The following is a 21,546-nucleotide window of genomic DNA, read 5'->3' as shown; positions in this document are numbered from 1 at the left end:
CCCGCCAACCGCATGCCTTGCCGGCATGCGGTTTTTTGTCGCCGCCGTTTCGCGGATGAGGGCGGGTTCCCTCTGCATTCGAATGCCGCGCGGCCGGGGTCAGAGCCCGAGCTGGAACCGCAGCGCCAGGTAGGCGGCGGAGACGGCCAGGCTGGCCAGGGTGATCGGCACGCCGACGCGGGCGTGGCGTTTCCAGTCGATGGCGATGCCGCGCCTGGCGGCGGCATCGACGACGATGATGTTGGCGATGCTGCCCACAATCAGCAGATTGCCCGACAGCGTGCTGACCAGCGCCAACAGCAGGCCGCTCGTCTCGTGATGGGCGACCGGCAACAGCAGCATCACCGCCGGGACGTTGGAGACGATGTTGGACAGCAGGAAGGTGGCGGCGAACAAGGGGCCGGGCTGCTCCAGCCGCACGCCGAGCGCGGCCAGGCCGGCGACGGCGTCCGCGGGGATCCCGGTGCGCTGCAGCGCATGGTTGACGACGAACAGGCTCATGAACAGAACCAGCAGCTCCCAGTCGACCAGCCCCAGCATCTTGCGGGAATGCAGCTGGCGGCTCATCAGCAGGATGCCCGCGCCGATGAGCGCCATGTGCTCCTTGGGCCACGGCGCCGCCAGGAAGGCCGCCAGCAGCGTCGCGGCGATGGCGAGGCCTTTCGCGGTTTGCCAGCCATCGAAAGGCGTGTCTTCGCGTGGCGGCTCGGCGGCGGCCTCGGCGGGGCCGGCATCCAGCCAGCGGCCGCCGGTCTGTCGGATGATCAGCCCCCAACATGCCAGCAGCCCGAATCCCACCGGAATGGCGGCGGCCAGGACATAGCCGCCGAAGTCCAGGCGCAGCGTCTGGCCGATCAGCATGTTTTGCGGATTGCCGATCAGCGTCGCGGCCGAGCCGATGTTGGATGCGCAGGCCAGCGCCAGCAGAAACGGCACCGGGTCCAGCCGGCGCCGCCGGCAGGCGTCGATCAACACCGGGGCGACGGCCAGGCAGACGATGTCGTTGCTGAACACCGCCGACAGCGCCGCGCTGACGACGGTCAGCGCCGCCAAGAGTCCGGCGGGGCCGAGCGACAGGGTCGCCAATTTGCGGGTCACCCAGTCGTAGAAGCCGCCGAGGCGCATCTGCGCCGATATCACCATGAAGGCGAACAGCAATATCAGCGTGGGCAGATGCATGGCTGCCACCGCTTGCTCGAGGCTCAGCGCGTTGACGCCGATCAGCGCGATCGCGCCGAGCAGCGCGACGCCGGTGCGGTCAAGCTGCAGGAACGGCAGTCCGCCGAGAATCATGCCGAGATAGACGGTGAGAAAGATGGCGAGGATGGTCGTGGTCATGTGGTAAGCGCCGGCGCGCATCGGCCAGTCTGGGAGAGGGCCGAGCTTGGGGACGAGGGAGATGGCTGTTTCATGGCGGCCGGAAGGCGGTTGCGCGGGCACGGCGTTGCCGGCGCGCGCGGCATGCGTTCTTGGCGGAGGCTACTGGTTGGCCCGCACCCAGCGGTGCCACTGGCCGAACAGCTCCGGGGTGATGGCGGCGATCACCGAGCGCTTCCAGATCACGTCGCTCCAGTAGTCGTCGCTGTTCAGGCTGGCGATGCGGCCGCCGGCCTCTTCCAGGATCACCGCGCCGGCGGCGTAGTCCCACAGCCGTTGGCCGCCGTGCAGGTAGAGGTCGTAGCGGCCGGCGGCGAGGAAACACCAGTCCAGCGTGCTGGATCCCATATTGCGCTGGCTGCCGCACGGCGCCAGGCTGCCCAGGCGGGCGGCCAGCTTGCCGGAGCGCAGGTATTTCACCTCGACGCTGGCGATGGCGTCGCCGATGCAGTTGTGGATGGTCTTCAGCGGCAGGCTGCGGCCGTTCATCCAGGCGCCCTGGCCGCGGCGGGCGTAGAACATCTCGTCCGACACCGGGTTGTAGATCACGCCCAGCTCGCTCTTGCCGTTCACCATCAATCCCACCGAGATGGCGAAATAGGGCAGGCCGTTGACGAAGTTGGTGGTGCCGTCTATCGGGTCCACCACCCACAGGCCGTCCTGGTTGCCGTCCCATAGCGCGTCCTGCTCTTCGCGGTCCATTTCCTCGCCCAGCACCGGATGCGGCAAGATTTCCGGCAGGCCGCGCTGCAGGGCGGCCTGGCAGGCGAGGTCGGCTTCGGTGAACAGGGTGCCGTCTTCCTTGCGGCTTTTGCCAACGTGCAAAAAGCGCGGCATCACCTCGCGGGCGGCCACTTCGCGCACCAGTCGCATTACCTGTTCAAGCACCTGCATCCTGTTTCTCCTGCTGGTTTGCGTCGTCGCGGCGCAAAAGCGGTTTGCCGAATGGAGCAAACCTAGCAAAATACCGGTATCAACAGCGACTTTCAATATCCGATGCCAAGGTTTTATCTCGATGCCGATCTTCAGGTCGGCCAGCAGCTGTCCCTGCCCGATGCTGTGGTGCGTCATGTACAAGTATTGCGGCTGAACGCCGGCGACGCCATCACCTTGTTCAACGGCCGCGGCGGCGAGTACCAGGCCTGCCTCAGCGCGGTGCAGAAACGCGACGCCCAGTGCGTGGTGGAGCGCTTCGACGAGGTTTCACGTGAAACGCCGTTGTGGCTGGGCCTGGCCCAGGGCATTTCCAGCGGCGACAAGATGGAGTTCACGCTGCAGAAGGGCGTGGAGATGGGGGTGTCGGTGTTCCAGCCCATCGCCGCCGGCCGCTCGGTGGTGAAGCTGTCCGGCGAGCGCGCCGACAAGCGGGTGGCGCGCTGGCAGGAAATCGTCGTCTCCGCCTGCGAGCAGAGCGGGCGCAACCTGATTCCGCAGGTACTGCCCATCCTGACGCTGAACGAATGGCTGCAGGCCCGCCAGGAGGCCGACATCCGGCTGATCCTGTCGCCGCGCGGCGACAAGAGCTTGGCCGAATTGTCGGCCCGGCCGGCGCGCAGCTGGCTGATGGTCGGGCCGGAGGGCGGGTTTTCCGCGCCGGAGGAGGACGCGGCGCTGGCCGCCGGCTGGACGCCGCTGAAGCTGGGGCCGCGCATCCTGCGCACCGAAACCGCCGCGCTGGCGGCGGTGGCGGCGATGCAGGCGGTGTGGGGGGATTACAGCTAGGGCGCGTCGCCCCGTTGGGGTGACGCACCCTACAGGAAGCGCAGCGGGTCTATCTTCCATTTCTCCGGCGATTCGTGCTTGACGATGCGGTCGCCGCCGCCGTGGCCCATCCGGCGCGACAGGTCCACCACCTCTGGCGGGATGTGGGCATTGCTCTTGATGCTGAAGAACACCTTCACCTTGGGCGAGATCAGGCTGCTGTCGTTCTGCTCCACCACCACGCCCAGCCGGCCGCTTTCCAGCCGCACCAGGGTGCCGACCGGGTAGATGCCTATCACCCGCATGAAGGCCTGCACCAGCTCCGGGTTGAAGTGGAACTTCGACCATTCATAGATCTTGCGCAGCGCGTCGGTGGGCGGCATGCCCTGGTGGTAGCAGCGGTTGGAGGTCAGCGCGTCGTAGACGTCGACGATGGCCGCCATCTGGCCCAGTTGGGAGATTTCATCGCCCTTCAGCCCGGCCGGGTAGCCGCTGCCGTCGTGGCGCTCGTGATGCTGGCCGGCCACCAGCACCGCGGTTTCGGAAATGCCCTGGGTGGCGTGCAGGATTTTCTGGCTTTCCACCACGTGGCACTTCATCACCTGGAATTCCTGCTCGGTCAGTTTGCCTGGCTTGTTGAGGATTTCGTCCGGCACCCGCATCTTGCCGATATCGTGCAGCATGCCGCCGATGCCGGCGTGGTGTATCACGTCCTTGCCCATGTTCAGCGCGTTGCAGAAGCTGACCATCAGCGCGCCGACGCTGACCGAGTGCTGGAAGGTGTAGTTATCCTTGTCCTTGATCCGGCACAGCGACAGCAGCGCGCCGTTGTTGCGCAGGATGGATTCGGTCAGCCTCTCCACCTGCGGCTCCACCTGTTCCAGCTCCACCTGTTTGCCCAGGCGGACGTCTTGCAGGATGTCGCGGACGATCTGGTTGGCTTCGTGGTGGATGACCTGGGCGCGGCCGAACTCCTCGCCGCTTTCCACCTTGCGCACCACCGTGCTCTCGCGCGAGGCGATGGCGCGCAATTCGCTTTCCAGCTGCTTGCGCACTTCGACGGCAGAAGGCGCCGATGGCAGGTCTATGCCTTTGCGGGTGTCGATGTAGACTTCATGGATGCCGGCTTCGGCGATTTTCTGGATCTCGCTCTCGTGGGCGACCTTGAAACGGTTGACCAGAAACGGGTGGGACATCCAGTCGCAGTTGAGGTCGTGGATGTACATGCCGACCCTGAGGTCGTTGACGTCTATGCACTTGATCATCGCGTATTTCGGGAAAGCCGGTTGGGCGGGATGGATCGGGCCCAAGGCCGGAAGCGGTGGAACCACGCCGGTGTTCTTCAAGCATCAGCCGGGATGGCGGGATTTTCAAGGCCCGATCGCAGGCAGGGTCAAATCGGCCGCGCCGCGATCGGAACGGATATTTCGCCGCCGTCCATCGCGGCCGGCTTGCCCACAAGGGGCGGATCGGGATATATTCCCGCAGTTTTGTTCGGAACACGGTAATGAGCCAGGCAGCACGACAGCGCGATCGCAGCAGCGGCACCCGCAGGGGTGGCGTGGCGGCGTTGCCGTTCGGAGCAGCCGTTCCCGACACGCCCGTATTCCCGAAAAAAAGCCCCTGACGCAGGGGCTTTTTTTTCGTCCGTCACCAGCCTGCCAACATGAGGAAAGCGACCATGGCCAATCCACTGTACCGGAAACACATCATCTCCATCCCCGACTTCAGCCGCGAAGAACTGGAGCTGGTGGTGGATACCGCCGCTCGCCTCAAACAGAACCCGCGCGGCGACCTGCTGCAGGACAAGCTGGTGGCGAGCTGCTTCTTCGAGCCGTCCACCCGCACCCGGCTGTCGTTCGAGACCGCGGTGCAGCGGCTGGGCGGCAATATCATCGGCTTCGCCGATGGCGGCAATACCAGCGCCAAGAAGGGAGAGACGCTGGCCGATTCGATCAAGATCATCAGCTCCTACACCGACGCGGTGGTGATGCGCCACCCCAAGGAAGGCGCGGCGCGGCTGGCCAGCGAGTTCTCGGCGGTGCCGGTGATCAACGGCGGCGACGGCTCCAACCAGCACCCGACGCAGACGCTGCTCGACCTGTTCACCATCCGCGAAACCCAGGGCCGGCTGGAGGGCTTGTCGGTGGCTTTCGCCGGCGACCTCAAATACGGCCGCACCGTGCACTCGCTGGCGCAGGCGCTGTCGCTGTTCGGCGCGCGCTTCTATTTCGTGGCGCCGGAAGCGCTGGCGATGCCGGACTACATCTGCGAGGAGCTGGATGAGCGCGGCATCGAATACACGGTGGTGGACAGCCTGGAAGCGGTGATTCCGGAAGTGGACATCCTGTACATGACCCGGGTGCAGCGCGAGCGCTTCGACGAAGCCGAATTCAAGAAGATCAGCGGCAAGTTCGCGCTGCGCGCCGACATGCTGAAAAACGCCCGCCCCGGCATGAAGGTGCTGCACCCGCTGCCGCGGGTGGATGAAATCGCAGTGGATGTGGACGCCACGCCGCACGCCTACTATTTCGAGCAGGCCAAGAACGGCGTGTTCGCGCGCCAGGCCCTGTTGTCGCTGGTACTGAACGAAACCGTGTAATCAGGCAAGGAAGGACAAGATCATGCAATACACCCGCACCGTAGAAGCGTTGAAGCAAGGCACCGTGATCGATCACATTCCGGCCGGCCAGGGCGTGAAGATCCTGCGCCTGTTCAAGCTCACCGAAACCGGCGAGCGCGTCACCGTCGGCCTCAACCTGGTCAGCCGCCACATGGGCAGCAAGGACATCATCAAGGTGGAGAACGTGGCGCTGACCGAGGAACAGGCCAATGAGCTGGCGCTGTTCGCACCAAAGGCGACAGTGAACGTCATCGACAACTTCGAAGTGGTAAAAAAGCATAAATTGACACTGCCTGACGCAGTGGAGGGCATTTTCTCCTGCCCTAATTCCAATTGCATTTCGCATAATGAGCCAGTGACGAGCTTTTTCTACGTAAAAACCCTGGCACATGACACAAAAATGAAGTGCAAGTATTGCGAAAAGGTGTTCAGTAGGGATATTGTTGCAGAGGTGCGCTGAGTCGTACAAAGGGTGAGAATAGAGATAATCAAGAAAAACACTGCGTTCGACAGTGGCAGTAAAACGGAGAGGCGCCGCAGGAGACTGCGGCGCTTTTCATTTTCCGCGAAGCCGGCCTCTGCTAGGCTTGGCTGATATGCACCGCCGCCGCTCCGCGCTAAACCCCCGACCATGCCTTCCTCCTTGCTCAAGCGCCATCCCGCCGTCCTCAATCTGCTGCTGGCCGCCTGTTGCGGCGTGCTGGGCGCGCTGCTGGTGTTGTGTTTCCAGGGCGTTCTGCACGCCATCGAAAATCTGCTGTCCGGCCAGAGCGGCAGCCTGGTCGGCATCGCCCGCCAGTTGCCGCCATGGCAGCGGGCGCTGGCGCCGGTCTTGGGCGGCCTGCTGGCCGGCGTGGTGCTGGAGCAGGGGAGGCATCTGCTGCGCGGCTCCGCCAGCGGCGACTACCTGGAGGCGGTGCGGGTCGGCGATGGCCGGCTGGGCCTGCGCCGCACGCTGGTGAACAGCCTGTCCTCATTGTGCACGGTGGCGTCCGGCGGTTCCATCGGCCGCGAAGGGGCGATGGTGGCGCTGTCGGCCCAGGGCGGTTCGCTGCTGAGCCGGCTGGTGCCGATGACCTTGCCGTCGCGGCGCCTGTTGGCGGCGTGCGGCATCGCCGCCGGTTGGGCGGCCGCCTACCACGCGCCGTTGTCGGCGGTGGTTTTCGTCGCGGAAGTGGTGTGGCGGCGGCTGGATTGGCGCGCGCTGCCGGCGCTGCTGCTGGCGGCATTGACCGCCAGCCTCACGGTAGACCACCTGTTCGGCCTCGCGCCGCTGTACCGCACCGCGCCGCTGCCGGCGCCGGATCACCTGGCCTTGTTCGGTTACTGCCTGCTGGCGCTGCCGCTCGGGGCCGGCTCGCCGCTGTTTCTCAAGTCGATGGAATTGGGCCGGGCGGCCTTCGCCCGGCTGCCCTTGCGCCTGCCGCTGCGGATGGCGCTGGGCGGCGCGGTGGTGGGGGCGCTGGCCTGGTTTTGGCCGCAGATGTGGGGCAACGGCTACAGCACGGTGTCCTGGCTGCTGCAGGCCGAATCGGCTTGGCAGCTGGTTTTGGTGCTGCTGTTGTGCAAGCTGTGCGCCACCGCCGCCACCAGCGGCTCCGGCGCCGTCGGCGGCATTTTCACGCCCATGCTGTTCGCCGGGGCGGCCGGCGGGGCGCTGGCCGGCCAGTTGCTGAATCTGGTGCTGCCGGGCTGGCTGCCGGCGGGAGGGGCGGTGCTGGTGGGCATGGCGGCGTTCCTGGCGGCCACCGCGCAGGCGCCGCTATTGGCCGTGCTGATGATGATGGAGCTGACCGCCGCCTGGCACATGCTGCTGCCGGTGACGCTGGCGGCGCTGGTGGCGGCGCGGCTAGGCCGCCGCCTGGGCGGCCGCGCGCTGTACCAGGACGAGGGCGGGCTCAGGCGCCGCTAGCCGGGCCGCTGCTGGCGTCGTCGTCGATGAAGCGCTGCAGATAGACCAGGTCCAGCCAGCGGCCGAACTTGAAGCCCACTTGCGGCAGGCGTCCCACCTGCACGAAGCCCAGTTTCTCGTGGAAGCGGATCGAGCCTTCATTGTCGGCGTCCACCGCGCCCAGGATGGTGTGCTTGCCTAGCGCCCGGGCGCGCGGCAGCAGCGCCTGCACCAGCGCGGTGCCGATGCCCTTGCCGCGGGCGTCGGCGGTCAGGTGCACGCTGTGCTCGACGGTGAAGCGGTAGCCGGGGCGGGCGCGGAAATCGCCGAAGCTGGAGAAGCCCAGCGCGCGGCCGGCGTCGTCTTCGGCCAGCAGCACCGGATAGCCGGCGGCGGCGCGATCCTGGAACCACACCGCGAATTCGCCCGGCGTCAGCGGGTCGTCGTTGTAGACGGCGGTGGTGGTGGCGATCACTTCGTTGTAAATGTCTAGTATCGCGGCCAGGTCTTCCAGGTTGGCTTCACGAATCTGCATGATCTGTCCTTGCTTGAGGTCGTAGGGGCCTTGATCCAAGGCTTGAGCAATTAACCTACCAGTTTTCAACCGGAGACGGCGGGTTTCTTGCGCGGGCTGCGCTTCTTGCGCGCCGGCGCGGCCGATTCTTCCACGGCGGCCTCGGCGGGCGGCGCTTCCTGCAGCGCGGGCTCGCTGTCGTGGCGCAGGCGGATCTCGCTGTGCAGCTTGGAGCCGTTGCGGTTCTCCTGCACCGACAGGAAGTCCAGCTTCTTCACCATTTGCGACAGCCGGCTGTGGCCCCAGTTGCGCGGGTCGAACGAGGGGTCGTTCTTGGCCAGGTAGGAGCCGACGGCGGACAGTTCGGCCCAGCCGCTGTCGCGCGACACCGCTTCTATCGCCGAGGTGAACATGTCCTGCAGCGGGTGGCGCTCTTTCGCAGGGGCTGGCTTGGCGCGCGAACGCGAGGCGCGGGTCTTGGGCTTGTCGGCCGGGGCTTCCGGCTTGGCCTTGGCCGGCGCGGGCGGCCGCAGGATTTCGGTGAAGACGAATTTGTCGCAGGCGGCGATGAAGGGGCGCGGGGTTTTCGATTGCTCGCCCAGGCCGATCACCATCAGCCCGGCCTCGCGCAGGCGGGTGGCCAGGCGGGTGAAGTCGCTGTCGGAGGATACCAGGCAGAAGCCGTCGAAATTGCCGGTGTAGAGCAGGTCCATCGCGTCGATGATCAGCGCCGAGTCGGTGGAGTTCTTGCCCTTGGTGTAGGCGAACTGCTGGATCGGCGAGATCGCGTATTGGTGCAGCACTTCCTTCCAGCCCTTGAGCTGGGTGGTGGTCCAGTCGCCGTAGGCGCGCTTGACCACCGCGGTGCCGTACTTGGCCACTTCGGCCAGCAGTTCGGCGATCAGCGCCGACTGGGCGTTGTCGGCGTCTATCAGTACCGCCAGTTTGCGGTTTTCCATTGGGTCTTTCGTGATGGGCGACAGCACATGCTAAGCCGGGCTTTCCGGCGCTGTCAAAAGGATGGCGGCGCGCTCTGGGCGCGGGCGGCGTCCAGCGCGCGGCTGATGATGCGGTCGATCTGGCCGCTGCGCTTCATGTCGCTGAGCGCCTGGTTGAGCTGCCGCAGAAACTCCTGCTTGTAGGGGAAGCGGCCCTGGTCGCGGTCGGTGAAGCCGACATAGCCTTGCTCTTCGGACACATTGGCCGTCAGCAGCAAGGCGCCGGGGGCGTAGAGTCCCTGCTGCTGCAGGCGCGCCAGCTCCAGCTGTATCGCCAGCTTGTCGTTCAGATAGCAATCCAGGTGGCCGCGGATGACCTTGAGCAGATTGGTGCGCACGTCGGCCGCCTCCTCCAGCGCGATCTGCCCCTGGCCCACCATGCCCCAGAACGCGTCGCCGCCGGGGCGGAAGCCGGCGTTGTTGCCGAAACGCAGGCCGCGGTAGTCGTCGGGCCAGCGTTTGCGCGGCGGCTGCGCGACCGCCGCCCGGCAATAGGCCACCACCTGCTCGCTCAGCATCGGCACCGAGTATGGCTGCATGTACGGCCGTTCGCGCGGCCGGTAGTAGGGCGGCGACAGCGCCAGCGCCTTGCCGTTTTCCAGTTCGGCCAGTCCGCGTTTCCACGGCACCGGCTTCAGTTCGATCTGGAAGCCGCGCAGCTGGCTGGAGGCGGCGCGCAGAATGTCGTTGTAGATGCCTTGCGCCTGGCCGGCGGCTTCGTAGGAATAGGGCGGGTAGCCGTTGTCGGTCAGGATGGTGACGGTCTGGACATCAGCCGCCGCCCAGGCCGGACACAGCAGGAGCAGGAGGTGGCAAGCGTGGGGCAGCCGCATGGCGTGATGGCGGGCGAGGATGGCGATACACCTGTTATAGCCGCTGGCGCGGCCGGATGGTGGCACGGCTCTTGCGTGTTGGCTGACGGGATGACGGCCGAGGGAAAATCATGCAACCGCAAGCGACGGCGTCGGGAAAAACCGGCGAGATGGTGATGTTCAATTACCGCCGGCCGGTGCGGGCGCGCCAGGTGGAACTGCAGGGCGGCAGCCGGCTGTGGCTGGTGGAGATGCTGGACCGGCAAAGCCAGGTCTGGGTGTGGCAGGACGAGTGGCCGGGCGCCGACGCCGCGCTGGAGCGCGCGCGCCGGCTCAGCCTGATGCTGGATTAGCTTATTTCTTGGTCAGGGTCTTGCCGTAGGCTTCGGCGGCGGCCTGCATTTTGGGCAGCAGCGCCTTTTCCGCGCTCTTCAGCGTGTCGCCGGCGATGCTGTTGATGACCTGCGGCTGCTGCTTCAGCATTTTTTGGCCGGCGGGGGTCTTGTAGAAGGCGTTGATCTGTTTCAGCTCGTCGGCGCTGAACTGGGCGCTGAAGTTCTTCGCCACGGTCTGCTCGAACTGGGCCTTGACCGCGGCGGAGCCGAAGTAATCGGTGGCCAGCTTGTGGATGTTGTCGCCATAGCCCTTCAGGCCGGCCTGCGCCTTTTTCTGCTGGGCTTCGGTCAGCTGGATCTTGTTCTTGACCAGGTATTCCTGCAGCAGCGGCAGCGCGCTGGCGGTGGTGCGCTGCGCCAGGTCGGGCAGCATGTTGTTGATGTTGAGCGTGGCGGCCAGTTCCTTGGCTCCGGCATCCTGGGCGGCGTCGGCATGCGCCAGCAGCGGCAGGGTAAGCAGCAGGGCGGCGAGGCTGGCCTTGAGCGAGCGGGAAGCAAACATGGCAAATCCTTTGATCTGGTGAAAGATGTCGGATCGGCAGTGTGACACCCCGCACCGCTCAGGTCAAAGCGGCCTGGCCGGTTTCTCAGCGCGGCGCCGGCGGCATGCGGCGGCTTTGCCAGCCCTGATAGCCGGCTAGATTGGCGCGGGTGACCAGGCCGACCGGCACTGTCACCAGCCGCTTGCCGGCATCGCCCTGGCGCAGGCGCAGCCCCAGCAGCACGGCTTCGCGGCCGATCAGATACGGCGACTGGCTGGCGGAGGCGACGATCTGGCCGGGCAGGCGGAGCGCGCGCTCGATGTCGGGCGAGCCGTCCACCGAGCCGATCAGCACCTGCTGGCGGCCGGCGGCGCGCAGCGCCTTCTCGGCGCCCAGCGCCTGGCGGTCGTTGATGGTGAACACCGCGTCGATGCGCGGCAGCCGCTGCAGATCGCGCTGCATCGCGCGCTGGCCGCCCAGGCTGGAGCCCATGGCGTTGGCGCGGTCGTTGTCGACGGCGATGCCGGGGTAGGCGGCCAGCGCCGCGTGGCAGCCGGCGATGCGGTCGCTGACCGAAGTGACGGGCGGCCCGCCCTGGATCAACAGCGTGCCCTTGCCCTGCAGCCGCTGCGCCAGATAGCGGCAGGTAATCTCGCCGGCCTGGCGGTTGTCCGACTTCACCGTGCCGTCCACGCCGGGGGCGTCGACGTCCACCGCCACCACCGTGATGCCGGCGGCGCGGGCCTGGCGCACCTGCGGCGCGATCGCCTGGCTGTCCACCGCGCCCAGCAGGATCAGGTCGACTTTCTGTTGTATCAGCAGCCGCATCTGGCGCTGCTGCTGCTCCAGGGTGAAATTCGCAGACATCGAGGTGACGCGCACCGCCGCGTTCAGGCCGTGGGCGGCTTGCACCGCGCCGCGCGCCAAGGCCTGATAGAAGGGGTTGTCCAGCGCGCCGACCGAGATGCCGATCCGGGCGAGCGCGGCGGCCTGGCAAGATGGGCCGCACAGCAGCAGGAGGCCGCAAAGCAGGGTGGAGCGGGCTGCGGGCATGGCTTGGCGAGGGGCGGCGGAAATGCTTCAGTCTAGACCATCGCCGCCTCCGGCGCGGCGGTGTCCGATTCCAGCCGGCTGAGCGCGCGCTCGGCCAATTGCCGCAGCAGCGGCCAGCCTTCTTCCCATTGCTGGTGGCCGGAATCGACATTGATGTGGCCGGCGTGCTGCAGCCAGGTGATGGGCGCCTGCCAGTAGCCGGCCAGCCGGGCGGCGCGCGCGGTCTTGCAGAAGGGGTCGTTGCTGCTGGCGACTATCCTGGCCGGAAAGGGCAGCGGCCGGCGCGGCAGTGGCGCGAAATTCATCAGTTCCGCCGGCACGAAGGGCCGCTCGACGTCGGCCGGCGCCACCAGCAACGCGCCGGCGATGCGGCCGGGGTGGCGCTGCGCGTAGTGCGCCACCGTGACGCAGCCCAGGCTGTGGGCGATCACCAGCGGCGGCCGGCGGCAGCGCGACAGCGCGGCGTCCAGCCCATCCAGCCAGTCTTCCAGCTGCGGCTGGGCCCAGTCGGCGTTGTCCACCCGGCGCGCGCCCAGCCGGCGCTGCCAGTGGCTTTGCCAGTGGCGCGGGCCGGAGTTGTTCCAGCCGGGCTGGATGATGAGGTCGAACGGCTGCAGCGTGGCGAGCATGGCGGGCTTCCGCTAGAGAGGATGGCCTGACTGTAGCGCGGCCGCGGCTGCATTAAAAATAATATGGAATGGTTTTGATATTCTGCTGAATTATAAAAGCGGCCGGCGGCTCATCCCGCTTCGCGCTCGCGCCAGTTCAGCCACAGCCGCAGGTCGAACTCCAGCTGGTGGTAGTCGGGCAGCATGTGGCAGCACAACTGGTAGAAGGCCCGGTCGTGGTCGCGCTCCTTCAGGTGGGCCAGCTCGTGCACCGCTATCATCTGCAGGAAAGGCAGCGGCAGCTCGCGGAACAGCGCGGCGATGCGGATTTCGCTCTTGCTTTTGAGTTTGCCGCCCTGCACCCGCGACACCAGGGTGTTGGTGCCCAGCGTGCCCTTCAGCGGATGCTGGCGGTTGTCGTACAGCACCTTGGCCGGCAGCGGGGCGTTTTTCAGGTAGCGCTGCTTGATGGCCGCGACGAACTGGTACAGCGCCTTGTCGGTCTGCACCTCGTTGGCGTCGGGATATTTGCGTTGCAGCCACGCGCCCAGCTGGCCGGAATCCAGCAGCGCCTGCGCCTGCTGCACCAGGGCGGGCGGGTAGTTCAGCAGGTATTTGAGCGCTGGCATCGGGGCGCGGTTATTTCAGCCGCTGCGGTTCCAGCAGCACGGTGTGCTGCTCGTCGGCCAGCCACATCTGGCCGTCCTGGATGGTGACGTTCAGCTGCATGCTGCGCTGGGCGAGGCCGGCCAGCGTCTGCAGCGCGTCGAAATCGATGCGGAACACTTCCAGCTTGTCCAGCCGCGACAGCTTGTTTTCGATCTGGCTCCACCAGACTTCGCTAGCGCGGCCGCCGTAGGTGTACAGCACCACCTTGTCGGCGCGGCTGCAGGCTTTTTTCAGGCGTTTTTCGTCCGGCTCGCCCAGCTCCACCCACAGTTCGATTTCGTCGGAATAGTTCTTCTGCCACAGTTCCGGCTCATCGTCGGCGCTGAGGCCGCGGGTGAAGCTCAGCGTCTCGCTGGCGTTGAGCGCGAAGGCGGCGACGCGCAGCATCATCCGCTCCAGGGTTTCCGAGGGATGCTGCGCCAGGGTCAGCTGGTGGCTGGCGTAATAGCCGCGGTCCATGTCGGACAGCGTCAGGGAAGCTTTGTAAATGGTGGCGGTCAGGGCCATGGCGGAATCTTCGCGAAGTCGGTAAGCCCGGCGCGGGGTGCGGCGCGGGCGGTCGATTCTAACCGCAGCCGGGGCCGGGCGCCATGTTTCATGGGGTCGGCTGGCTGGTGCACTCCAGCGATTCGCTGCGCCAATTGACGCTGGCATCGCGGCCCTTGATCCAGAACTCCACGCCCTGGCCGACATAGCGCGCGCCGCTGCCGCTCAAGCCCTGGTGCACGATGACCAGGGTGTTGCCGCGCTCCAGCTTGGCGGTGGCCGGATGGGTGCGGTAGAAGGTGGCCAGAATGGTGGACGAAGGCTGGCCGCGGCACAGGTAGCGCAGCGGCGTCAGCGACGGCGCCAGGCCCCAGGCCGCCTGCAACTGCGAGATGCGCAGGATGTAGGTGTCGCCCAGGCACATGTGCGGGTCTTCGTTCTTCAGGCAGTCCTTCAGGCTCTTCACCCAGCGTTTCTGTTCGCCGACCAGCTTGGCCTGCGCGCCGTTGCGGCTTTGCTCCGCCTGGCCCATCGCCTGGGCGTAGACCTTTTCCAGGCGGTTGTCCAGCCGGGTCAGGCCGTCGTCCTGGCACACCATGCTTTCCACCATATTGGCGGGCTTGTCGCAGTGGAAGTCGGTGGCGACCGGCGGCGGCGCGTCGCTGTTTTCTTCGGCCGGCTTGACCGCGTCCGCGGCGGCGTGGCCGGAGCCGGCCGCGTGCGGCCGGTCGTTCTTGCCGGCCAGCGCCAGCGCGGGGAGCAGCAGCAGCAAGCCTATCAGCCTGTGCGAGGCTATGGGCATATTCAATCCTCGAAAACGACTACATGGAGCGAGCCGGCGGCGCGCCGGCTCCTGTGCGCAGGGCCAAGGCCATCAGTTCCCAACCCCGGCGAATGTCTGTACACTGCGACGCTTCGCGCGTGTGCCAGTCCCGCGCGCCTTATCTCATCCGAGTTCAACTTCTTTTCCCGTCAGCCTGGATTGGTCGCAGTTCTGCGATAGGCCGTCGCAGGAGCATATTATGTCCGATCTTACCTTTGCCGACCTAGGCCTGGCAGACCCTTTGCTGCGCGCGGTCGCCGACACCGGTTATACCACGCCCACCCCGATTCAGGCTCAGGCCATTCCGCAAGTGCTGCAAGGCGGCGACCTGCTGGCCGCGGCGCAGACCGGCACCGGCAAGACCGCCGGCTTCACGCTGCCGCTGCTGCAGCTGCTGATGCGTTCGCCCAGCCACCATGCCGGCCGCCCGCGCGCGCTGGTGTTGACGCCCACCCGCGAACTGGCCGCGCAGGTGGAGGAGTCGGTGCGTACTTATAGCAAATACCTGCCGTTGAAGTCGCTGGTGATGTTCGGCGGCGTCAACATCAATCCGCAGATCAAGGCGCTGCGCTCGCCGGTGGATATCCTGGTGGCGACGCCGGGCCGCCTGCTGGACCACGTCGGCCAAAAGACCGTCGACCTGTCCGGCGTCGAGATCCTGGTGCTGGACGAAGCCGACCGCATGCTGGACATGGGCTTCATCCACGACATCAAGAAGGTGCTGGCCAAGCTGCCGGCCAAGCGGCAGAACCTGCTGTTCTCCGCTACCTTCTCCGACGAGATCAAGGCGCTGGCCGACAAGCTGCTGGACAATCCCAAGCTGGTGGAAGTGGCGCGCCGCAACACCACCAACGAACTGGTGACCCAGAAGGTACACCTGGTCGACCGCGACAAGAAGACCGAGCTGTTGATCCATCTCATCCGCGAGCACAATTGGTTCCAGGTGCTGGTGTTCACCCGCACCAAGCACGGCGCCAACCGGCTGGCGGAGAAACTGGACAAGATCGGCATCACGGCCGCCGCCATCCACGGCAACAAGAGCCAGAACGCGCGCACCCGCGCGCTGGCCGACTTCAAGAGCGGCGAATTGCAGGTGCTGGTGGCAACCGATATCGCCGCGCGCGGCCTGGACATCGATCAGTTGCCGCACGTGGTCAACTTCGAGCTGCCCAACGTGCCGGAAGACTACGTGCACCGCATCGGCCGCACCGGCCGCGCCGGCACGCCGGGCGAAGCGCTGTCGCTGGTTTGCGTCGACGAGTTCAGCTTCCTGCGCGATATCGAGAAGCTGATCAAGATGTCGATCGAGCGCTTCACCGTGCCGGGCTTCGAGGCCGACCTCAACGTCAAGCCGGAGCCGATCCCGATGGGCGGCGGCGCGCGCGGCCGCGGCCAGGGTCAAGGCCAGGGCCGAGGCGGCCAGGGACGCAGCCAGCAGCCGCGCAACCCGGCTTCCAAGCCGCGCCATCAAACCGAAAGCAAGCCGGCCGGCCACGGCCATCGCGGCGGCGGTCAGGGCCAAAGCCAGGCGCGCCAGGACGGCGCCCGCTCGCCTAAGTCGTCGGCGCCGCGCGCCGCGCTGTTCAGCCCGCCGAAGAGCCGCTAAGCAAGCTGTTTAGACGATGGGCCCGGTGTGAATTGCACCGGGCCCATTCGCATTGAAGCGCGTCGAATTGCCGGTTATGCTCAGCAAGAGACTGTCTGCAGCATATAAAACAAAGGCAGCTTGCTGACTTTGCAAGAATCGGGAAAACGATGCGATACCACGGCTATCTGCTGGGTATCCTGAGCTGGGCCGTGCTGCTGGCGGCTCCGGTTGAGGCTGCCCCACGCCTCAAGATCACCCTGTCCAATCAGGAATGGCCGCCGTACATGGGCCAGGAATTGCCGTACGACGGCATTCTGTCGCGGCTGGTGAAAGAAGCTTTCGCCCGCGGCGGCGTCGATGTCACCTATCGCTATTATCCCAACAACCGCACGCTGCAGTCGGCGCGCAACGGCCAGGTGGACGGCAGTTTTGGCTGGGCGCCGACGCCGGATCGCAAGCGCGACCTGCTGTACACGCAGCCGGTGCTGTCGGCGCGCATGGTGTTTTTCCAGCGCAAGGAGCGCAGGCTGGAGTGGAACCGCTGGGCCGATTTGCGCGGCGTCCGGGTGGGCGTCACCGTCGGCAATTTCTATTCCGACGATTTCGACGCCCAGGCCAAGAGCGGCCTGCTGACGGTGGACAGCGCGCCGGACGACCTGATCAATCTGCGCAAGCTGCTGGCCGGGCGCATCGACCTGTTCCCCATCGACCTGGAGGTGGGCAAATACCTGATCGCCCACCATTTTCCGCCGCAGCAGGGCGCCCTGCTGGAGGCGCAGGCCAAATCGTTCTGGTCGGCGCCGCTGCATGTGGTGATCTGGCGCAAGCATGCGCGCGGCAAGGAGCTGGTGGAGCGTTTCAACCGCGGCCTGAAGGCGCTGCAGGACAGCGGCGAATTCGAGCGGCTGGTGACGGAAACGCGCGAAGCCTGTCTATTGCCCAGAACCGTCTCGCCCTGAGGCGGCGTCAGCCGCCTGCCAGCGCCGCGCGCGCTTCGTCCAGCATGCGCTGCGACAGCTCGTCGTCGCTGACCGCGCGCGCCAGCAGCAGCGCGCCCACCATCAGCGCCAGGCTGGCCAGCGGCGGCGGGCCGGCGCCGTCGCGGCGGCGGGCTTCTTCCAGGGTTTCCAGCATCGGCAGCAAGCCGTCGGTGAAGCGCCGCCTCACCGCCGGCCCCTGGCGCGCCAGCTCGCCGGCCAGCGCCGCCGCCACGCAGCCGGAGTCGGGAAAATCGCGATGGGCCGGGCTCAGGTATTGTTCCGCCAGCGCCGCCAGGCATGCGCCGTCGGCCGCCTCCGCCAGTTGTTGCCGCCAGTGGCGGTTCATCTGTTCCTGGGCTTCGCAGCAGGCGGCGGCGATCAGCGCGTCCTTGCCGGAAAAGTGGGCGTAGAAGCCGCCATGGGTCAGGCCGAGGTCGGCCATCAGGTTGGCGATGCCGACATGGGCCAGCCCTTCGGCGCGAAAGCGCAGCGACGCGATCGCGATGATGCGGCGGCGGGTCTGGAGCTTGTGGCTGCCGGGATAGCGCATTGGACCTCCTGCTCGGGCGGTTTGGCATGATAACTATAATATAAACATTGCCTAAGGGAATCAGCGGGATAGCGTCGGCCGCCTGGTTCCGCCGTTTTCAGCGGAGGCGGCCCATCCATCCTGCCCCATTCCATTCCGCTCGCGCCTTTACCCGAGCGCCGGCCTGTCCCGGCAAAAAACGTTCACATCATGGCGCGGCTTGCGCATGGATTTGCGCGCGGCGCGCGGCTAATCTGAAATGCATAATAAGCGGACGACATTCAACGATCCGCGCTGGATGGAGCCAAGATGCCGCCAAGCAATGCCTCGATGCGCAATCTGGGGGACGCGGCGCTGCGCCAAGGCGGCGCCGCGCTGGCCTATGCCGTTTTCGCGCTGGCGCTGGCGCGGCTGCTGCCGCCCGGGCCGCCGGCGGCCTGGCTGCAGCCTGGCCTGCCGTTGGCGCTGGCGCTGTTGTCGCGTCTGGGAAACCGGGTTTGGCCGGCGCTGGCGTTGGCCGGTCTGTGGCTGGCGTGGGATGGAGCCGGGCGGATGGCCGATGTCCTGTTGCAGGCTGCCAGCGGCCTGGGAGCCGCCTTGCTGGGCGCCGGCCTGCTGCGGCGCCGGCCGCCGCATCTCCAGCTGGCCGACGTGCCGGCCGGGTTGCCGGCCGCCGCGGCGCTGGCTTGCCTGCTGGCGGCGCTGGGCCAGGTATTCGCGTTGCTGCCGGAATATGGCCGGCGCCTGCCGGAGCTGGCGCTCACGGGCGTGCAGATCTGGCTGGGCGACATGGCGCTGGTGTTGACGCTGACCCCCATCCTGCTGCTGCTGGGCAGGCCGGGACCGGCTTGCGGCGCGGCGCGCTGGCGCGAGAGCGCGGCGGTGGCGCTGGCCACGCTGGCCTTGGCGGCGCTGGTGTGCTGCTTGCTGGATGGCGGCGGCGGCCGCTACGCTATGTTGCCTTACCTGTTCATCATGCCGCTGCTGTGGCTGGCTTTCCGCGGCCGGCCGCTGCTGGCGCACCTGCTGGCGCTGGGCGTGGCGTCGGCCGCGCTGCTTGGCGTGCGTCTGGGGCATGGCGCGCTGGCGTCGGACGGCGGCGGCTACCCGCTGCTGAACGCGGCCTTGCTGGCGCTGGCGCAGTCGGCGACCCTGCTGGTGTTCGGCGCGTTGTTGGAGGAGAGGCGGCAGGTGGAGCGGCGCTTGCTGCTGGCCAACCAGTCGCTGGAGGCCAAAGTGCGGGAGAGGACCAGCCAGCTGGCGGAAAGCGAGGCCAGGCTCAGGCTGATGGCCGACGCCGCGCCGTTTCCGCTGGCGATGAACCGCTTGTCCGGCGGCCAGCTGATCTACGCCAACACCCGCGCCGAGGAGTTGTTCGGCGCGCGGCTGCTGCCCGAGCGCTCGCTGCGGGTGCAGGATTTCTACGCCGACCCGGCGGAGCGGGAGCGGGTATCGCGCGACCTGCGCGCCGCCGGCCAGGTGCTGGACCGCGAGGTGAAGCTGAAGGATGCCGACGGGCGCGAGTTCTGGGCGCTGATTTCCTGTTCGGCGGTGAAGAGTGACAAGATCTGGTACGTGATCAATGGCGTCAACGACATCAGCGAGCGCAAGCGGCTGGAGCAGAGCCTGCACGACGCCAACGCCGCGCTGCGCCGCCATGTCGGTGAAATCGAGGTATTGCAGCAGGGCCTGCGCGAGCAGGCGCTGCGCGATCCGTTGACCGGGCTGTTCAACCGCCGCCATCTGGACGAAATCCTGCCCCGCGTGCTGGCCCACATGCTGGCGCTGCACCGCGATGTGGCGGTGCTGATGGTGGATGCCGATCATTTCAAGCGCATCAACGACAGCTACGGCCATCGCTGCGGCGATATGGTCCTGACGGCGCTGGCGGCGTATCTCAGCGATCATTTCCGCTGCGGCGACATCGTCTGCCGCTACGGTGGCGAGGAATTCTTCGTCTTGCTGCCGGGCGCGTCGCTGGAGGCGGCGCACGCCAAGGCGCAAGGCTTGTGCGACGCGGTCCGCGCGATGCCGATCCGGGCGCAGGAACATGTCTTGTCCATCACCTTGTCCGTCGGCCTGGCGCTCAGCCCGATGCACGGCGAGGATGCGGAAAGCGTGGTCCACGCCGCCGACGCCGCTTTGTACCAGGCCAAGCAAATGGGGCGCGACCGGGTGTGCGTCGCGGCGACGCTTCAGCCCTTGCCGTCCTGAGCGTCGCGCCGGCGCTGGCGCAGAAACCAGGCCAGCGCGGCGAACAGCAGCGCGGCGAGCAGCGTGTCCTCCACCCGTTCCAGCGCGCCGCTGGCCAGCTGTTCCGGCGGCAGCAGCGACAGCACCAGCGCGGTCAGCAGCGCGACGAAGACGCGGAAGCTGTGCCGCATCGCGATCAGCATCGCCATCTGCAGCAGCGCCAGCGCCAGCACGTGCCACAACGGCGCCGCGTCCAGCGCGCGCAGCGACCAGTACAGCAGGCCGCTGAGCAGCGCGCCGGCAAGCGTGCCTATCGCCCGCTCGCGCGCCAGCCACAGCATCTGGTCCGGCGACGGATCGGGGATGGCGACGGCGGCGATCGGCAGCCACCACGCGTGGGCGCTGCGCATCCAGCCGCCGGCCAGCCAGGCGAGAATGCCCCAGGGCAGCAGATGCCAGCCATAGCGGCGACAGTCGGCGGACGAGGCGGCCGGCAGCACGCGGAACCAGTCGCGCAGCCCCAGCCGCGCCAGCGCGCCGCCGTAGCCGGCGCCGGCCAGCATCCAGGCTGCTTCCTGCCATGGCGGAAGCGCCGCCGTCGGCGTCATGTTTCCCAACAGCAGCGCGAACAGCCAGAACTGCACGCCCTTGTGCAGGCCGCGGCGCGCGCTCAGCGCCTGCAGCGCCAGCCCCGCCGCCAGCAGGGCCAGCATGGCCGCCGGCTGGCCGGCGCATAGCCGGCCGGCGAGGTAAAGCCCGGGAATCGCCAGCAGCGACAGCGGCTGCAAGCGGCGCGCCATCATCATGCACAGCGCGCTGTAGTTGGCGGCCAGCGCGAACAGGAACACGCCGCCGCCGTGGCCGGCCAGCGTCAGCCCCGCCGCCGGCGCGAACAGCAGCGCGCTGAACAGCGCCGCGCGCAGGATGCGCCGCCGCTGGTAACGCACCCATCCCAGGCTGTGCAGCGCGTATTTCGGGTAGGACATGCCGGGGGTCTTTCGTTCAATCCGCTCCCGATGACTATGGCGTCGCGCGCCGCCGCAGGCAAGCCGGGCAGGCGCGCGGCGCGCGTGCTACCATCCGGCCATGGAACTCTATCGACTGTTGCAACAACAAGGCTTCGGCGGCCGCAAGGAATGCCGCCAGCTGATCGACTACGGCCTGGTGGAAGTGAACGGCGAGGTGGTGGACAACTACCGCGCCCAGTTCGAGCTGGCCGACATTTCCAGCTTGACGGTGGACGACGAGCCGTGGCCGGTGGTGCGCGGGCCGCTATACCTCTTGCTGCACAAGCCGGCCAATTACGAAACCTCGCACAAGCCCAACTGCCACCCCAGCATCTACCGGCTGCTGCCGGACCAGTTCTCCAATCTGGACATCAGCGCGGTGGGCCGGCTGGACGTGGACACCACCGGCCTGATCCTGCTGTCCAACGACGGCCAGTTCATCCACGCGCTCTCCTCGCCGAAAAAGCTGGTGCCCAAGGTTTACCGCGTCACGCTGAAGCACGAGGCGACGCCGGAGCTGATCGCCCAACTGCAGAGCGGCGTGTACCTGAACGACGAGGCGCGCGAGTTCGCCGCCGACAGCGTAGCCCAGATCGACGCGCACACCATCTTGCTGACCATCACCGAAGGCAAGTACCACCAGGTGAAGCGGATGGTGGCGGCGGCCAGCAACCGCGTCGAGGCGCTGCACCGCGAAAGCCTGGGGGCTATTGTCTTGGGCGATCTGCCGGCGGGCGAATGGCGGCATCTGACGGCCGAAGAATTGGCGGCCTTCGGCTTCTGATTGAATCCGAAAGCCAAAAACGGCGAGGAACGC

General features: G+C 67.1%; 23 protein-coding genes. 9 read left to right on the top strand and 14 right to left on the bottom strand.

The annotated features are described in order from the left end of the window. Positions 1-99: 99 nt before the first annotated feature. Both MY55_RS11165 and MY55_RS11160 read right to left on the bottom strand, forming a co-directional pair. Positions 100-1,338, bottom strand: a complete 1,239-nt coding sequence (locus tag MY55_RS11165; protein WP_065202400.1) for an anion transporter — start codon at positions 1,336-1,338, stop codon at positions 100-102. Positions 1,339-1,479: 141 nt separating this feature from the next. Continuing rightward, complete coding sequence (locus MY55_RS11160) at positions 1,480-2,271, bottom strand: inositol monophosphatase family protein (protein ID WP_047238223.1); 792 nt, start codon at positions 2,269-2,271, stop codon at positions 1,480-1,482. A 102-nt stretch (positions 2,272-2,373) separates the two neighbouring features. Here MY55_RS11160 and MY55_RS11155 point away from each other — a divergent pair, with 102 nt between their 5' ends. Beyond that, complete coding sequence (locus MY55_RS11155; protein WP_047238224.1) at positions 2,374-3,099, top strand: 16S rRNA (uracil(1498)-N(3))-methyltransferase; 726 nt, start codon at positions 2,374-2,376, stop codon at positions 3,097-3,099. Positions 3,100-3,128: 29 nt separating this feature from the next. Here MY55_RS11155 and MY55_RS11150 read toward each other — a convergent pair whose 3' ends face one another. Continuing rightward, on the bottom strand, positions 3,129-4,343 hold the full coding sequence (locus MY55_RS11150; protein ID WP_043575214.1) for an HD-GYP domain-containing protein: 1,215 nt from the start codon (positions 4,341-4,343) through the stop codon (positions 3,129-3,131). A gap of 416 nt (positions 4,344-4,759) precedes the next feature. On the opposite strand from MY55_RS11150, the gene pyrB reads away from it, so the two are divergent. The 3 genes from pyrB to MY55_RS11135 all read left to right on the top strand — a co-directional run bounded on the left by pyrB (position 4,760) and on the right by MY55_RS11135 (position 7,613). Next, complete coding sequence (gene pyrB / locus MY55_RS11145) at positions 4,760-5,680, top strand: aspartate carbamoyltransferase (protein WP_043575099.1); 921 nt, start codon at positions 4,760-4,762, stop codon at positions 5,678-5,680. 22 nt (positions 5,681-5,702) lie between these two features. Further along, on the top strand, positions 5,703-6,161 hold the full coding sequence (pyrI, locus tag MY55_RS11140) for an aspartate carbamoyltransferase regulatory subunit (RefSeq protein WP_043575102.1): 459 nt from the start codon (positions 5,703-5,705) through the stop codon (positions 6,159-6,161). A gap of 171 nt (positions 6,162-6,332) precedes the next feature. Next, positions 6,333-7,613: a chloride channel protein gene (locus MY55_RS11135; protein WP_047258277.1), complete on the top strand. Its 1,281-nt coding sequence runs from the start codon at positions 6,333-6,335 to the stop codon at positions 7,611-7,613. Here the strand turns inward: MY55_RS11135 and MY55_RS11130 are convergent. The 3 genes from MY55_RS11130 to MY55_RS11120 form a co-directional block, all read right to left on the bottom strand. Then, the gene (locus MY55_RS11130) at positions 7,600-8,127 is read right to left on the bottom strand and encodes a GNAT family N-acetyltransferase (protein WP_043575218.1); all 528 of its coding nucleotides are present in this window, start codon (positions 8,125-8,127) and stop codon (positions 7,600-7,602) included. The two genes, MY55_RS11135 and MY55_RS11130, sit on opposite strands and share 14 nt — an antisense overlap. Before the next feature lie 65 nt (positions 8,128-8,192). Continuing rightward, on the bottom strand, positions 8,193-9,065 hold the full coding sequence (locus tag MY55_RS11125) for an NYN domain-containing protein (RefSeq protein ID WP_047238226.1): 873 nt from the start codon (positions 9,063-9,065) through the stop codon (positions 8,193-8,195). Positions 9,066-9,118: 53 nt separating this feature from the next. Further along, a complete protein-coding gene (locus MY55_RS11120; RefSeq protein WP_152681635.1) occupies positions 9,119-10,003 on the bottom strand; it encodes a substrate-binding periplasmic protein in 885 nt (294 codons plus the stop codon). Positions 10,004-10,047: 44 nt separating this feature from the next. On the opposite strand from MY55_RS11120, the gene MY55_RS11115 reads away from it, so the two are divergent. Next, positions 10,048-10,269, top strand: coding sequence for a hypothetical protein (locus MY55_RS11115; RefSeq protein WP_043575107.1), 222 nt, complete (start codon positions 10,048-10,050; stop codon positions 10,267-10,269). 1 nt (position 10,270) lies between these two features. Here MY55_RS11115 and MY55_RS11110 read toward each other — a convergent pair whose 3' ends face one another. The 6 genes from MY55_RS11110 to MY55_RS11085 form a co-directional block, all read right to left on the bottom strand. Then, positions 10,271-10,813 (bottom strand): DUF2059 domain-containing protein, encoded by a 543-nt coding sequence (locus tag MY55_RS11110; RefSeq protein WP_043575109.1) that lies wholly within the window; start codon positions 10,811-10,813, stop codon positions 10,271-10,273. An 85-nt stretch (positions 10,814-10,898) separates the two neighbouring features. After that, positions 10,899-11,846 carry a substrate-binding domain-containing protein gene (locus MY55_RS11105; protein WP_052941701.1) on the bottom strand — a complete coding sequence of 316 codons (948 nt, stop codon included), beginning with the start codon at positions 11,844-11,846 and terminating at the stop codon, positions 10,899-10,901. A 32-nt stretch (positions 11,847-11,878) separates the two neighbouring features. Then, positions 11,879-12,475, bottom strand: a complete 597-nt coding sequence (locus MY55_RS11100) for an alpha/beta hydrolase (RefSeq protein ID WP_043575111.1) — start codon at positions 12,473-12,475, stop codon at positions 11,879-11,881. Between the two features lie 110 nt (positions 12,476-12,585). Continuing rightward, positions 12,586-13,083: a YgjP-like metallopeptidase domain-containing protein gene (locus MY55_RS11095; protein WP_043575114.1), complete on the bottom strand. Its 498-nt coding sequence runs from the start codon at positions 13,081-13,083 to the stop codon at positions 12,586-12,588. Between the two features lie 10 nt (positions 13,084-13,093). Continuing rightward, the gene (locus tag MY55_RS11090) at positions 13,094-13,630 is read right to left on the bottom strand and encodes a YaeQ family protein (protein ID WP_043575115.1); all 537 of its coding nucleotides are present in this window, start codon (positions 13,628-13,630) and stop codon (positions 13,094-13,096) included. Positions 13,631-13,718: 88 nt separating this feature from the next. Next, on the bottom strand, positions 13,719-14,411 hold the full coding sequence (locus MY55_RS11085) for an MliC family protein (RefSeq protein WP_052258049.1): 693 nt from the start codon (positions 14,409-14,411) through the stop codon (positions 13,719-13,721). A 220-nt stretch (positions 14,412-14,631) separates the two neighbouring features. On the opposite strand from MY55_RS11085, the gene MY55_RS11080 reads away from it, so the two are divergent. Both MY55_RS11080 and MY55_RS11075 read left to right on the top strand, forming a co-directional pair. Further along, on the top strand, positions 14,632-16,038 hold the full coding sequence (locus MY55_RS11080; RefSeq protein WP_047248209.1) for a DEAD/DEAH box helicase: 1,407 nt from the start codon (positions 14,632-14,634) through the stop codon (positions 16,036-16,038). Between the two features lie 149 nt (positions 16,039-16,187). Continuing rightward, positions 16,188-16,979, top strand: coding sequence for a substrate-binding periplasmic protein (locus MY55_RS11075; protein WP_052878012.1), 792 nt, complete (start codon positions 16,188-16,190; stop codon positions 16,977-16,979). 7 nt (positions 16,980-16,986) lie between these two features. Here the strand turns inward: MY55_RS11075 and MY55_RS24445 are convergent, their stop codons facing one another. Then, positions 16,987-17,550 (bottom strand): TetR/AcrR family transcriptional regulator, encoded by a 564-nt coding sequence (locus MY55_RS24445; protein WP_065202365.1) that lies wholly within the window; start codon positions 17,548-17,550, stop codon positions 16,987-16,989. 288 nt (positions 17,551-17,838) lie between these two features. On the opposite strand from MY55_RS24445, the gene MY55_RS11065 reads away from it, so the two are divergent. Then, positions 17,839-19,743 carry a GGDEF domain-containing protein gene (locus tag MY55_RS11065; RefSeq protein WP_080770224.1) on the top strand — a complete coding sequence of 635 codons (1,905 nt, stop codon included), beginning with the start codon at positions 17,839-17,841 and terminating at the stop codon, positions 19,741-19,743. Here the strand turns inward: MY55_RS11065 and MY55_RS11060 are convergent. Further along, entirely contained in the window at positions 19,725-20,708 is a 984-nt protein-coding gene (locus MY55_RS11060) for an FUSC family protein (protein ID WP_043575122.1), read from the bottom strand. The two genes, MY55_RS11065 and MY55_RS11060, sit on opposite strands and share 19 nt — an antisense overlap. 100 nt (positions 20,709-20,808) lie before the next feature. Here MY55_RS11060 and MY55_RS11055 point away from each other — a divergent pair, with 100 nt between their 5' ends. Beyond that, positions 20,809-21,513, top strand: a complete 705-nt coding sequence (locus tag MY55_RS11055; RefSeq protein ID WP_043575125.1) for a pseudouridine synthase — start codon at positions 20,809-20,811, stop codon at positions 21,511-21,513. Positions 21,514-21,546: the final 33 nt, after the last annotated feature.

Source organism: Chromobacterium subtsugae (assembly GCF_001676875.1).
In the GTDB taxonomy this organism is placed as follows: domain Bacteria; phylum Pseudomonadota; class Gammaproteobacteria; order Burkholderiales; family Chromobacteriaceae; genus Chromobacterium; species Chromobacterium subtsugae.
The sequence above is the reverse complement of the archived record's forward strand: the minus strand, read 5'-3'. Positions and strand labels throughout refer to the sequence as shown.

Coding starts and splice junctions, on each gene's coding strand:
- MY55_RS11165 (WP_065202400.1), bottom strand. CDS start 1,338: ATGACCACGACCATCCTCGCCATCTTTCTCACCGTCTATCTCGGCATG.
- MY55_RS11160 (WP_047238223.1), bottom strand. CDS start 2,271: ATGCAGGTGCTTGAACAGGTAATGCGACTGGTGCGCGAAGTGGCCGCC.
- MY55_RS11155 (WP_047238224.1), top strand. CDS start 2,374: ATGCCAAGGTTTTATCTCGATGCCGATCTTCAGGTCGGCCAGCAGCTG.
- MY55_RS11150 (WP_043575214.1), bottom strand. CDS start 4,343: ATGATCAAGTGCATAGACGTCAACGACCTCAGGGTCGGCATGTACATC.
- pyrB (WP_043575099.1), top strand. CDS start 4,760: ATGGCCAATCCACTGTACCGGAAACACATCATCTCCATCCCCGACTTC.
- pyrI (WP_043575102.1), top strand. CDS start 5,703: ATGCAATACACCCGCACCGTAGAAGCGTTGAAGCAAGGCACCGTGATC.
- MY55_RS11135 (WP_047258277.1), top strand. CDS start 6,333: ATGCCTTCCTCCTTGCTCAAGCGCCATCCCGCCGTCCTCAATCTGCTG.
- MY55_RS11130 (WP_043575218.1), bottom strand. CDS start 8,127: ATGCAGATTCGTGAAGCCAACCTGGAAGACCTGGCCGCGATACTAGAC.
- MY55_RS11125 (WP_047238226.1), bottom strand. CDS start 9,065: ATGGAAAACCGCAAACTGGCGGTACTGATAGACGCCGACAACGCCCAG.
- MY55_RS11115 (WP_043575107.1), top strand. CDS start 10,048: ATGCAACCGCAAGCGACGGCGTCGGGAAAAACCGGCGAGATGGTGATG.
- MY55_RS11110 (WP_043575109.1), bottom strand. CDS start 10,813: ATGTTTGCTTCCCGCTCGCTCAAGGCCAGCCTCGCCGCCCTGCTGCTT.
- MY55_RS11105 (WP_052941701.1), bottom strand. CDS start 11,846: ATGCCCGCAGCCCGCTCCACCCTGCTTTGCGGCCTCCTGCTGCTGTGC.
- MY55_RS11100 (WP_043575111.1), bottom strand. CDS start 12,475: ATGCTCGCCACGCTGCAGCCGTTCGACCTCATCATCCAGCCCGGCTGG.
- MY55_RS11095 (WP_043575114.1), bottom strand. CDS start 13,083: ATGCCAGCGCTCAAATACCTGCTGAACTACCCGCCCGCCCTGGTGCAG.
- MY55_RS11090 (WP_043575115.1), bottom strand. CDS start 13,630: ATGGCCCTGACCGCCACCATTTACAAAGCTTCCCTGACGCTGTCCGAC.
- MY55_RS11085 (WP_052258049.1), bottom strand. CDS start 14,411: ATGCCCATAGCCTCGCACAGGCTGATAGGCTTGCTGCTGCTGCTCCCC.
- MY55_RS11080 (WP_047248209.1), top strand. CDS start 14,632: ATGTCCGATCTTACCTTTGCCGACCTAGGCCTGGCAGACCCTTTGCTG.
- MY55_RS11075 (WP_052878012.1), top strand. CDS start 16,188: ATGCGATACCACGGCTATCTGCTGGGTATCCTGAGCTGGGCCGTGCTG.
- MY55_RS24445 (WP_065202365.1), bottom strand. CDS start 17,550: ATGCGCTATCCCGGCAGCCACAAGCTCCAGACCCGCCGCCGCATCATC.
- MY55_RS11065 (WP_080770224.1), top strand. CDS start 17,839: ATGCCGCCAAGCAATGCCTCGATGCGCAATCTGGGGGACGCGGCGCTG.
- MY55_RS11060 (WP_043575122.1), bottom strand. CDS start 20,708: ATGTCCTACCCGAAATACGCGCTGCACAGCCTGGGATGGGTGCGTTAC.
- MY55_RS11055 (WP_043575125.1), top strand. CDS start 20,809: ATGGAACTCTATCGACTGTTGCAACAACAAGGCTTCGGCGGCCGCAAG.